Origin of the sequence: Sphingobium phenoxybenzoativorans (assembly GCF_001757355.1) — a bacterium.
In the GTDB taxonomy this organism is placed as follows: domain Bacteria; phylum Pseudomonadota; class Alphaproteobacteria; order Sphingomonadales; family Sphingomonadaceae; genus Sphingobium; species Sphingobium phenoxybenzoativorans.
Window position 1 is genome coordinate 1 of the sequence record NZ_MINO01000095.1, and the last position, 11,302, is coordinate 11,302.

Below are 11,302 nucleotides of genomic sequence, written 5' to 3' on the forward strand. Positions count from 1 at the left end.
GCAGCGGCGCGCGCATCGCGCTGGGGGAGGGCGGCCGCTTCTCCCTGTCCTGGCCGAAGGTCGACTGGGCACTGGATGGCAGCGCGACGATGGAGGGCGGCGGCTTGCCCAAGGCGGCGTTGCGCCTTTCCAAGCGGCCGGGCGGCGGATTTGGCGGCCAGCTTTTCATGGACCCCTACACGGCGGAGGGCGGCGCCAGCCTCGCGCTCGAACCCGTGCGCTTCACCGCCGGGGGAGGCGGCGTCACCCGCTTTCAGACGGAGGCCCGCCTGGATGGCCCCTTGCCCGGCGGCGGCCTGCGCGGGCTGACCCTGCCCATCGACGGCAGCGTGGACGGGCGCGGCAACCTGCGGGTCAATCCGGCGTGCGCGCCCGTAGCGCTCACCAGCCTCGCCTATGAAAATGTCTCGCTCGGCCGCACCCGGATGACGCTGTGCCCGGCGGACGGCGCGATCCTCGCTTATGGGCCAAAGGGCCTGTCCGGCGGCGCATCGGTGCGCGCGCCCTTGCTTGAGGGGCGGCTGGGTCAAAGTCCACTGCGCCTCTCCGCCGATCTGATCCGCTTCGCCTTCTCCAGGCCGGGATTTGAGGCGCGCAACGCCGACCTGCGCATTGGCCCCGCTGATTCGCCGGTGCGCATCACCGCCGCCCAGCTTACCGGACTGGCGGCGGGCGACGGGATGGGCGGCCAGCTAAGCGGCGGCGCAGGCCGGATCGGCGCGGTGCCGCTGGCGGCCAGCAATTTTTCCGGCCGCTGGGGCTTTGCCAAGGGCGCGCTCACGGTCAATGGCGGCCTGACGCTCAGCGATACCGCCGTGCCGGACCGCTTCAATCCGCTCGACAGCCGCAATTTCCGCCTGACCATGCAGAATGGCCGCATCACGGCAAAGGGAACGCTGGTCGAACCAGCCAGCGGCGCGACGGTCCTGCTCGCCGACATCGTGCATGATCTGGGACCGGGCCGGGGCCATGCCGATCTCGACGTGCCGGGCATCACCTTCTCCCCCACGCTACAGCCGGAGGCGATCACCCGGCTTGCGCTCGGCGTCGTCGCCAATGCCGCCGGCACGGTGTCGGGCAAGGGGCAGGTGCGTTGGAATGGCAATGCCGTCACCAGCGACGGCGTGTTTCGAACCGACAAGATGGACCTTGCCGCCGCCTTTGGCCCGGTCAGCGGCCTTTCGGGCGAGATTCGCTTCACTGATCTTGTCGGTCTCGTCACCGCGCCGCATCAGGAGGTGCGCATCGCCAGCGTCAATCCGGGTATCGAGGCGACGGACGGCATCGTCTATTACCGGCTGGAACCGGGGCAGAAGGTGCATATAGAGGGCGGCGCATGGCCCTTTTCCGGCGGCGACCTCAAGCTTTTGCCGACCACGATGGATTTCAGCGCCGATACGGAGCGCTATCTGACCTTCCGGGTCATCGGCCTTGATGCAGGGGCCTTCATTCAGAAGATGGAGCTGGAGAATATCTCCGCGACCGGCACCTTTGACGGCATCATGCCGCTGATCTTCAACATGGACGGTGGCCGGATCGCGGGCGGCGTCCTTGTCGCCCGGCAGGAGGGGCTTCCGCCGCTGATCATGCCGGAAGGGGTTCTGCCCTCCATTCCCTGCGATCCGCAGCGCCAGTCCGGCACGCTTTCCTATGTCGGCCCCGTTTCCAACGAGCAGGTCGGCGTTTTCGGCAAGATGGCCTTCGATGCGCTCAAGAATCTCCAGTATAAATGCCTGTCCATCCTGATGGACGGCGCGCTGGACGGAGAAGTCGTGACCAATGTCGTGTTCAACGGCATCAACCGGGGTCAGCCGGAGCAGAAGGGCATCGCCAGCAATTTCCTGGGCCTGCCTTTCCTGTTCAACATCCGCATACAGGCGCCCTTCCGCGGGCTGATGAGCACGGCCAAGTCCTTCGTCGATCCGAGCGGCCTCATCCGCAACAGCGTGGGCGACCAATATCAGGAACAGGTGTTGAAGGGGCTTGCGGTTCAGCCTGCCGAAAGCGACAAAGTGCCATCTGGGGAGCAGAAATGAAGACAGCAGGATATTTTGCGGCCGCCATCGCGGGCCTTTCCTTGGGAGGGTGCATTCAGGTGCGCGCGCCGGACAAGCCGATTGAGATCAACCTCAATGTGAAGGTTCAACAGGAAGTGGTCGTGCGCCTGCAACGCGACGCACAGGATCTGATCCAGAATAACCCGGAGTTGTTCCCGCAATGACACGCAAGTTTATCGCTCTCGCCGCAACCGCCGCCGTCATCGTCGCCGGAGGGCTTGTCCTCACCGCACCCGCGCGCGCCCAGTCCGGCGCTGTCGCGGCCGCTATGGCCGCCGGAACCGTCGGCGAGCAGGCGGACGGCTATCTCGGCATCGTTGGCTCGGTCGGCGCGGATGTGAAGTCGGAAGTGGATTCGATCAACATCAAGCGCCGCGCGGTCTATACCGATCTGGCGTCGAAGCGCGGCGTCACCGTCGCCGATGTGGCCGCCGCCACGGGCTGTCAGACCCTCGCCAGCCGGGTGAAGGACGGGCAGATGTATAAGCTGTCCGGCGGTGGTTGGCAGAAGAAAAGCGGCGCGATCGCGCTGCCGGACTATTGCGCAACCGCTGGCTGATCGCCCGCGATTCCGTCCCGAAATCGGCCTGCCGCACTGTCCTTTTGGCCGGGGTTGGCAGAAGTGTTGACTCGGACACACACCCTTTCTAAACGGGCCGCGCCTTGACGGGTGCAGCCGCACGGGCCATGCCGCCTCCATACGGGAAATGTGGAGAGGATGATGGTCGAGGATGCGCCCGGGGAAGACCCAGTCGGCGAGGACGCGCGGATCAAATCGCTCAGAGAGCGGATTGTCCGGGCCGAGCATGACGAAGCGGTCAGGACCGGAAAGGGGCAGGTGCACGGGGCGGACGAAAGCTATCGCCTTGGCAACCGCGTCCTTGGGGAACTGATCGGCGGTCTTGCCGGCGGCGCGCTGATCGGCTGGTTGCTTGACCGCTGGTTCGGAACGTCCCCCTGGCTCCTGTTGGCGCTCCTCGCTCTGGGGACCATCGCCGCCTTCAGGAACATCATTAGGATTTCGACGAAGCGTCCTGATAAATAAGGGCGCTTTTGTCGCAGTATTGGAAGGCTTGGAGTAAGCGTGGCAGAGGCAGGCAAAATCGACCCGATGCACCAGTTTGCGATCGAGCCTTTGTTCGGCACGGAACATTGGGCGATCGGCGGCTATAATATCGCCTTCACCAACAGCGCGCTCTGGATGGTCATTACTGCCGTCGCGCTCTGGGCCTTCATGCTGCTGGGCATGAAGCGGGAACTGGTTCCCGGCCGCTGGCAGGCCGCTGCGGAAACGATGACCGGGTTCATCGACAATCTGCTGCTCGCCAATGTCGGGCCGGAGGGGAAGCGCTACGTTCCCTACGTATTCTCGCTGTTCATGTTCATCCTGTTCGCGAACCTGCTGGGCCTGCTGCCCCTGGGCCTCATCGGCAGCCACGCCTTCACCTTCACCAGCCACTTCACCGCCACCGGCGTCCTCGCGATCCTCAGCTTCTCGATTGTCTTGATCGTCGGCTTCGCGCGCCACGGCCTGCACTTCTTCTCGCTGTTCGTGCCGCACGGCACGCCCGTCTGGCTGCTGTGGCTGATCCCCTTCATTGAACTGGTGTCCTTCCTGGTCCGCCCGTTCAGCCTTGGCCTGCGACTCTTCGTCGCCATGATGGCCGGCCACATCCTTCTGGAAGTGCTGTCCAGCTTCGTCATCAACAGCGGCAACGCCGGCGCTGGCTGGGGCCTGATGATCGGCGTGCCCAGCTTCATCCTGATGATCGGCATCAGCGCGCTGGAACTGCTGGTCGCCGTGATCCAGGCGTATGTTTTCGCACTTCTGACCTCGCTCTACATCAACGACGCGGTCAATCTTCACTGAGTTTTATTGGTTGTTTTTCAAAGTTTCTTAGAAGGAGTTACGTAAAATGGACGCAGAAGCCGCAAAGCTGATCGGTGCCGGTCTGGCTGCTATCGGTGCCGGTATGGCCGCGCTCGGCGTGGGCAACGTCTTCGGTTCTTTCCTTGAGAGCGCGCTGCGCAATCCGTCGGCCGCCGACGGTCAGCAGGGCCGCCTGTTCATCGGCTTCGCCGCTGCCGAACTTCTCGGCCTGCTGGCGTTCGTCGTGTCGATGATCCTGATCTTCGTCGCCTAAAAATACTTCCGTTCGCCCTGAGCCTGTCGAAGGGCTGTCCTGTCTTCAGAGGTGTGAAGAAGTAGGACAGGATTTCGACAAGATCAGTCCGAACGGATTTCGGGACAGGTTTTCCAATGCCTCAAATCGCGCAACTTGCTGAAGTATGGTCGTCCCAGATCTTCTGGATGCTGGTGACCTTCGGCTTCGTTTTCTTCGTCGTTGGACGCGGCATGGTGCCAAAGATCCAGTCGACCGTGGAAGCGCGGGACAGCAAGATCGCTGGGGATCTGGAAGCCGCCAAGGCCGCTTTCGCCCGCGGCGACGAGATCGAGGCGGACTATCGCGCTCGTGAGAATGAAAGCCGCGCCGCAGCGCAGGCCCTGGTCGCAGAGGCCAAGGCCAAGGCCGCCAAGGATGCGGAGAAGAAGATCGCGGCGGCCGACGCCAAGATCGCGGACAAGATCGCCGCTGCGGAAGCGGAAATCCGCGCCGCCAGCGCATCTGCCATGGCAGAGATCGAGGCGGTCGCCGCCGAGGCTGCGCAGGACATGGTGGTCAAGATTTCCGGCGTTCAGCCCACCGCGGCTGCGGCCAAGAAAGCAGTAAAGGCAGCCCTCGCTCATGGCTGAACAACTCGACGCAGGCTCGGCGGAAGTCGCGCACAATCTGGCGGAAGCCGATCATCAGGAAGGGCTTGTCGCTCATGGCGGCGAAACCCATTCGGAGCTGGCGCTTTTCGGGGTCCTGACTCCCGGCGCTCTTGTCAGTGGCGCGATGGCGGTATTCCTGCTGGTGCTGGTGTTCAAGAAGGTGCCCGCCCTGATCGGCAAGGCGCTGGACGGCAAGATCGCCGGCATCCGCGCCCAGCTTGACGAAGCGTCCAAGCTCCGCGCCGAGGCCGAAGCGCTCAAGGCCGAATATGAAAAGAAGCTGTCCGGCGCCGCCGCCGAAGCCGACGCTCTGCGGTCGCGCGCGGAGGAAGAAGCCGCCCAGCTCGTCGACGACGCCAAGACCCGCGCCGCTGCGCTGGTGAAGCGTCACCAGAAAATGGCCGAGGAAAAGATCGCCGCCGCCGAGCGCAGCGCTGTCTCCGACATCCGCGCCAAGGCGGTTCAGGCCGCGACCACCGCCGCTGCCTCGATCATCGCCGAAACGCATGATGCGAAGGCTGACAAGGTGCTGGTGGATGGCGCCATCAAGGGTCTTGGCCCGGTCGTCTGACCGCCATTCCCCTAAGAAACGAAAAAGGCCGCCCGGAATGCCAGAGCGGCCTTTTCTTTTGCTGTCGGTCCGTTCGCTATCGGTCCGGCCGCCTATCTGTCCCGCATCACCACAGCACGCCTCCGGCATCGGGCTTCAACGGTTCGGGCGCGGCTTCGCCAATCGCCTGCAGCAGGTCGATCTCGATCGTCCGGCACATGGCGGTCAGGGGCACGTCATGCGGCGTATTGGCGAAGGGATCGACCAGATCGTCCCCAATGGCCAGCACCGCCAGGAACATCAGCCCCGCCATCGTCGATCCCAGCGGCGTCGCAAAGCCCAGCGTTTCCACCAGTCCGATGGGCAGCAATATGCACAACAGATGCGTGAACAGCGTCGGGAAGAACCGGTAATGGCTCGGCAATGGCGTATTCTTCAGCCGCTCCATGCCGCCCTGCGCATTGGCGATGTCCACCAGCACGCTTTCCATCGACGTTTGCTGGATCGTGTCTATCCAGCCCTTTTCCCGCGCGACATTGATGCGCCGTCCCGTGCCGTCGACAATGCCGTTCGCCACATTGGTCCGCGCCAGCGCGAAATCCGCTTCGCCCCGCGTCAGGAAGCGATGCACTTCGTCATCCGGCTTCTGCCGGCGTAGCTGGCAGCGCAGGGCGTTCACATAGGCGATCTGGCGCAGGACGATGGACCGCTTCAACTCGTCGGCTTCGTCGGGCAGGAAGTTGCGCGCCTGCCGGGCGAGGCTGCGGCTGGCGTTGATCATCAGTCCCCACAGACCGCGCGCCTCCCACCAGCGCTGATAGGCCGAGTTGCTGCGAAAACCCAGAAACAGGACCAGGGCCGATCCGAACAGGGTCAGCGGCAGGGAAGGGGCCGTGAACGGCAGCACATAATAGGTGACGGTTACGAATACGTCCCACACGAAAAGCAGGGCCAGCGGCTTCCATACTTCCCGGATAATCTGTTTGAAACTTGGTGCGGCGGTAATGATCATAGGCCCTCTGGGTCATGGACGCGCTCGTCAAACGACGAACGGCGGAAATGTTCCTGAAACAGAAGCCGTTGTCAGGCTATTCTGTACCCTCCGGCATCCTCTCCCTCTCATGACGGCCGGCTTTATGCGGTCCGTGGCGGCATGCCTGCGCCGCTTATTTATGTGGGGCGAAGTTGGACGCCTTGGACATGGCGGCGGCGGTGCCGGACGCCGGGCGCAGGCTGAACCATTCGGGGTGATCGATCGCGATCAGGAACGCCAATATGCCCAGACCGAATGACAGCAGCATCAGCGATCCCACTATCGTTTCCAATTTGCTCTTGCCGCTCTCATCATCGTCGGATTGGCCCATGCATAGTCTCCTCTGTTGGGGGGAGCGCCTATGTAGGTCCTATCAAAGCGAACATGTGTTAGCACTTTGTGAGCTGTTATTGCTGCAACGCAACGTAATGGAGAGTTATAAAATTGGGGCGATAAATCACCGATTATACAACATATTGTAGGAAATTATCGGCATATCCGTCGCGAATATGTCTGCCGTAATTCGCAAGCGCAATAATCCTAAAGGCTTGATTGCTGCTTTGCGTGAAAAAGGCGGCATGATGCGCGCAAGGCGCGTCAGCCCGGCCGGAATTGCAGCGATCCATCGCCGTCCTGATGCAGAAACTGGCTCCAGCATATCTCCCAGCTATTGCCTTCGGGGTCGGCGACATATCCCGAATAGACGCCGAAATCCCGCTCGCGCACGGGACTTGTCTCGGTCGCGCCAGCGTTCAGCGCCTTTTGAAAAGCGGCATCGACTTCCGCCTTGCTGGACAGGAACATCGCCAGGCTGACATTGCCCCGGGGCGTCGCGGAAACGCCTCTCTCGGCCTCGAGATAGGGCAGCGGCAGGAAAACGAGCACCGTCCCGCCAAGCCTGTATTGCACCTGATTGTCGTCGGCTGGCGTCCAGGGCGTCCAGCCAAGCCCATCCTCATAGAAGCGGCGAAGCGCGCCAATATCCTTGGCCCCGGCCATGACCATGCCCAACATCTGTTTCATCGACACTCTCCCCAATCCACACCTATGCGCACACTTATGGCCATCCAACATGCCATTGGAATGAGAAATGACCATCGCAATCAGGGACCGGGGGATCGCCATGGCCAGGCTGCTCGACAACCCGGCGCAGGGGGGAGGGCGGACGGCGTCCGTCCCGCCCGATGGCCAAACCGTCCCCGCCGCCATTCCCGGCCTTTGCTTTCCCGCTCCCGCGCTCTATCTCCCCACCATGTCCCGCCCGCAATCCCCAGACCGTTTCAACGAGGATCAGGCGACCTATGCCGTGCGCGGCGCTGGCCAGCCAGACATCGACGCCGGTGTCGAAGCCATCCGCAATGTCCTGAAAACCCTGCCCACACGCCCCGGCGTCTACCGCATGCAGGATGCGCGCGGCGACGTGCTCTATGTCGGCAAGGCCCGCGCCCTGCGCAATCGCGTCACCAATTATACGCAGGTCGATCGCCTGCCGAAGCGGCTGCAGCGCATGGTCGCCCAGACCCGGTCGATGACCATCGTCACGACCAATAATGAGGCGGAGGCGCTGCTGCTGGAGGCGCAGCTCATCAAGCGGTTCCGGCCCGCCTATAATGTGCTGCTGCGCGACGACAAAAGCTTCCCCTTCATCCTGCTGCGGGAGGATCACGCCTTCCCCCGCATTCAGAAGCATCGCGGCGCGCGCAAGGCGAAGGGGCGCTATTATGGTCCCTTCGCCAGCGCCGGATCCGTCACCCGCACCATCAACGCGCTGCAGAAGCTGTTCCTGCTGAGAAGCTGCACGGACAGCTTCTTCGCCAACCGCTCCCGTCCCTGCCTCCTCTATCAGATCAAGCGCTGCTCGGCCCCCTGCGTCGGGCGCATCGACGATGACGCCTATGGCGATCTTGTGCGCGACGCGCAGGATTTCCTCGGCGGCAAGTCGACCAAGGTGCAGCAGAAGCTGGGGCAGGCGATGCAGGCTGCGTCCGACGCGATGGATTTCGAGCAGGCCGCCGTCATCCGCGACCGGTTGAAGGCACTGACTTTCATTCAGGGGTCGCAGGCGATCAATGCCGAGGGACTGGGCGACGCCGACCTGTTCGCCCTCGCGTCGAAGAACGGCGCGATGTGCATCCAGGCGTTCTTCATTCGCGGCGGCCAGAATTGGGGCCATCGCAGCTTCTTCCCCGTCCACACGGCGGAGGTCGCGGAGGATGAGGTTCTGGCCAGCTTCATGGCGCAATTTTATGAGGAAGTGCCGCCGCCGCGCCTGATCCTCGCCGATCGCGCGCCCGCCGAATGCGATCTGATGGCCGAGGCGCTGACCGAGCGGATCGGCGTCAAGGTGCGGATAGAGGTGCCCCAGCGCGGCGAGCGGATGAAGCTGATCCGTCAGGCGCAGCGCAACGCCGTAGAGGCGCTGGACCGCCGTCTCGCCGAATCCACGACCCAGGCCAGGGTGCTGAACGATATGGTCGATATGTTCGGCCTGGACGGCGTGCCCGACCGGATCGAAGTCTATGACAACAGCCATATCCAGGGCACCAATGCGCTGGGCGCGATGGTCGTCGCCGGGCCGGAGGGCTTCCGCAAGAACGCCTATCGGAAATTCAACATCAAGCGGCCGGAAACCATCGCCGGGGACGATTTCGGCATGATGCGCGAAGTGTTCGAGCGCCGCTTTGCCCGCGCGAAGGATGAGGACCCGGATCGTGACAGTGGCGAATGGCCGGACCTTGTGCTGATCGACGGCGGCAAGGGCCAGCTCAACGCCGCCCGTGCCGTGCTCGAAAATCTCGGTATCGAGGATGTCTGCATGATCGGCATCGCCAAGGGGCCGCATCATGGCAGGGAGGGCCGCGAAGTGTTCCACCTGATGGACGGGCGGGAGATCACTCTCCCGGTCAACGACCCGGTGCTGTTCTACATGCAGCGCCTGCGCGACGAGGTGCACCGCTTCGCAATCGGCGCGCACCGGCAGAAGCGCAGCAAGGCGATCACCGTCAGCTCACTGGACGAGGTGCCCGGCATCGGCCCCGCCCGCAAGAAGGCGCTGCTGATGCATTTCGGCACCGCCAAAGCCGTGAAGGGCGCGACGCTGGAGGATCTGCAAAAGGCCCCCGGCGTCTCCACACAGGTTGCGCAAACGGTCTATGACTATTTTCATGGGTAGGGGTACGCCGGTGGATCGGACTATCTGCCCCAACGGTTAACACCGCCCCCCGTTCGCCCTGAGCTTGTCGAAGGGCTGCCCTTCCTTTCAAGAGAAGTGCAGGGCTTCGACAAGCTCAGCCCGAACGGACATAATTGTCGAGGAGTCTTCCATGCTCAGAAGCATAAACCCCGCCACCGGCGAACAGATCGCCACTCATGCCGAACTCGACGCCGCCGGGATCGCCACGAAACTTGACCGCGCCGCCGCCGCCTTCGACCATTGGCGCACCGTCGATGTGGCGGAGCGCGCTGCGCTGCTCGACAGGATCGCCGACGCCTATGAAGCCAATAAGGACCGGCTCGCCCGCATGGCGACGCTGGAAATGGGCAAGACCCTGAAATCCGCCGTGGCGGAAGTCGACAAATGCATCGCCGCCTTCCGCTATTATGCGAAGGCCGGTCCGGCCATGCTGGAGAGCAGCGCTATCCCGCTTGCGTCGGGCGGCTCCGCGACCGTCACCTGGCTGCCCATCGGCCCTGTGCTGGCGGTCATGCCCTGGAACTTCCCCTATTGGCAGGTCGTCCGTTTCCTCGCGCCCGCCCTGCTGGTCGGCAATACCGGCTTGTTGAAGCACGCCAGCAATGTGCAGGGCTGCGCCGCGCTGATGGAGGAGATGGTCCTGGCCGCTGGCGGGGCGGAGGGCCTGTTCCAGAATCTCCCCATCCGGTCGGACGCCGTGGCCGCCATCATCGCCGACGATCGCGTCGCCGCCGTCACCCTGACTGGCAGCGAGGGCGCGGGCAAGGCGGTCGCCGAGCAGGCGGGCAGGGCGCTCAAGAAGGTCGTGCTGGAACTGGGCGGGTCGGACCCGTTTATCGTCATGCCCTCGGCCGATCTCGACAAGGCGGCGGAGCAGGCGGTCACCGCCCGTATCCAGAATAGCGGCCAGTCCTGCATCTGCGCCAAGCGGATGATCGTCCATGCCGCCGTCTATGACGCCTTCCTGGAGAAATTCTCGGCCCGGATGCAGGCGGTAAAGACCGGCGATCCCCTGGACCCCGCCACCGGCATGGGTCCGCTCTCCAGCGCGGAGCAGCGCGATACCGTGCTGGGCCAGCTTGCCGAGGCGGAGAAGGCCGGGGCGAAGCTGCTGTTCGGCGGAGAGCCGCTCCCTGGTCCCGGTGCTTATCTCACCCCCGGAATCCTCACGGACGTCCCGCTCGACAGCCCCTTCATGGAGGAGGAGATTTTCGGCCCCGTCGCCATGCTGTTCCGGGCCGCCGACATTGACGAGGCGATACGGATCGCCAACGCCATCCCCTTCGGCCTCGGCTCCTCTGTCTGGACCCAGGATGAGGGAGAGAAGGCCCGCTTCGTCCGCGACATCGCCGCCGGGATGACGGCGGTGAACCAGATGCTCGCCTCCGCGCCGGAAGCGCCCTTTGGCGGCATCAAGCGCTCCGGCCACGGCCGCGAGCTTGGCCCCTATGGCGTCCATGAATTTATGAACCTCAAGACGGTCTATTCCGGCGCCTGATATTACGCCTGACATGGCGCGCGCGATGGCGCCGGGGCCGGGGAGGCTGTAAGCACCTCCCATGCCCGCTTTGCTCACAGAGGCGATTGTCTGCGCCGTCCGCCCGCATGGGGAGCATGGCGCCATCGCCCGCCTGATGACGCCGGACAACGGGCTGACGGCGGGTTATGTGCGCGGCGGCCGCTCCCGCCGCAT

14 protein-coding genes are annotated in these 11,302 nt (G+C 63.9%); 11 read left to right on the forward strand and 3 right to left on the reverse strand.

Annotation, left to right across the window (positions count from 1 at the left end; all coding sequences use genetic code 11):
* The 8 genes from BHQ40_RS22320 to BHQ40_RS22355 all read left to right on the forward strand — a co-directional run.
* Positions 1 to 2,036 (forward strand): intermembrane phospholipid transport protein YdbH family protein (locus BHQ40_RS22320; RefSeq protein WP_171905928.1); only part of this gene is annotated, 2,036 nt, incomplete at its 5' end.
* Complete coding sequence (locus tag BHQ40_RS22325; RefSeq protein ID WP_070157994.1) at positions 2,033 to 2,221, forward strand: YnbE family lipoprotein; 189 nt, start codon at positions 2,033 to 2,035, stop codon at positions 2,219 to 2,221. The genes BHQ40_RS22320 and BHQ40_RS22325, both read left to right, overlap by 4 nt.
* Positions 2,218 to 2,616: a YdbL family probable chaperone protein gene (locus BHQ40_RS22330; protein ID WP_070157995.1), complete on the forward strand. Its 399-nt coding sequence runs from the start codon at positions 2,218 to 2,220 to the stop codon at positions 2,614 to 2,616. Before BHQ40_RS22325 ends, BHQ40_RS22330 begins: the two co-directional genes overlap by 4 nt.
* A 162-nt stretch (positions 2,617 to 2,778) precedes the next feature.
* Complete coding sequence (locus BHQ40_RS22335; protein ID WP_070158003.1) at positions 2,779 to 3,102, forward strand: AtpZ/AtpI family protein; 324 nt, start codon at positions 2,779 to 2,781, stop codon at positions 3,100 to 3,102.
* Positions 3,103 to 3,141: 39 nt separating this feature from the next.
* Positions 3,142 to 3,927, forward strand: coding sequence for a F0F1 ATP synthase subunit A (locus tag BHQ40_RS22340; RefSeq protein WP_070157996.1), 786 nt, complete (start codon positions 3,142 to 3,144; stop codon positions 3,925 to 3,927).
* A gap of 46 nt (positions 3,928 to 3,973) precedes the next feature.
* Positions 3,974 to 4,201 (forward strand): F0F1 ATP synthase subunit C, encoded by a 228-nt coding sequence (locus tag BHQ40_RS22345; protein WP_070157997.1) that lies wholly within the window; start codon positions 3,974 to 3,976, stop codon positions 4,199 to 4,201.
* A gap of 116 nt (positions 4,202 to 4,317) precedes the next feature.
* Positions 4,318 to 4,812, forward strand: a complete 495-nt coding sequence (locus BHQ40_RS22350; RefSeq protein ID WP_070157998.1) for a F0F1 ATP synthase subunit B family protein — start codon at positions 4,318 to 4,320, stop codon at positions 4,810 to 4,812.
* Positions 4,805 to 5,404, forward strand: coding sequence for a F0F1 ATP synthase subunit B family protein (locus BHQ40_RS22355; RefSeq protein ID WP_070157999.1), 600 nt, complete (start codon positions 4,805 to 4,807; stop codon positions 5,402 to 5,404). The genes BHQ40_RS22350 and BHQ40_RS22355 overlap by 8 nt, the downstream gene beginning before the upstream one ends.
* 106 nt (positions 5,405 to 5,510) lie before the next feature.
* Here the strand turns inward: BHQ40_RS22355 and BHQ40_RS22360 are convergent, their stop codons facing one another.
* The 3 genes from BHQ40_RS22360 to BHQ40_RS22370 form a co-directional block, all read right to left on the reverse strand.
* Entirely contained in the window at positions 5,511 to 6,395 is an 885-nt protein-coding gene (locus tag BHQ40_RS22360) for a bestrophin family protein (RefSeq protein ID WP_070158000.1), read from the reverse strand.
* A 154-nt stretch (positions 6,396 to 6,549) separates the two neighbouring features.
* Positions 6,550 to 6,747: a hypothetical protein gene (locus BHQ40_RS22365; protein WP_070158001.1), complete on the reverse strand. Its 198-nt coding sequence runs from the start codon at positions 6,745 to 6,747 to the stop codon at positions 6,550 to 6,552.
* Between the two features lie 266 nt (positions 6,748 to 7,013).
* Positions 7,014 to 7,439, reverse strand: coding sequence for a VOC family protein (locus tag BHQ40_RS22370; protein WP_083277109.1), 426 nt, complete (start codon positions 7,437 to 7,439; stop codon positions 7,014 to 7,016).
* A 229-nt stretch (positions 7,440 to 7,668) separates the two neighbouring features.
* Between BHQ40_RS22370 and uvrC the strand changes: the two genes are divergently transcribed.
* The 3 genes from uvrC to BHQ40_RS22385 form a co-directional block, all read left to right on the forward strand.
* Positions 7,669 to 9,588 (forward strand): excinuclease ABC subunit UvrC, encoded by a 1,920-nt coding sequence (gene uvrC / locus BHQ40_RS22375; protein WP_070158005.1) that lies wholly within the window; start codon positions 7,669 to 7,671, stop codon positions 9,586 to 9,588.
* 151 nt (positions 9,589 to 9,739) lie between these two features.
* A complete protein-coding gene (locus BHQ40_RS22380) occupies positions 9,740 to 11,107 on the forward strand; it encodes an NAD-dependent succinate-semialdehyde dehydrogenase (RefSeq protein ID WP_070158002.1) in 1,368 nt (455 codons plus the stop codon).
* A gap of 61 nt (positions 11,108 to 11,168) precedes the next feature.
* Positions 11,169 to 11,302, forward strand: a 134-nt coding sequence (locus tag BHQ40_RS22385) for a recombination protein O N-terminal domain-containing protein (RefSeq protein WP_171905929.1), incomplete at its 3' end; no start/stop codon positions are given.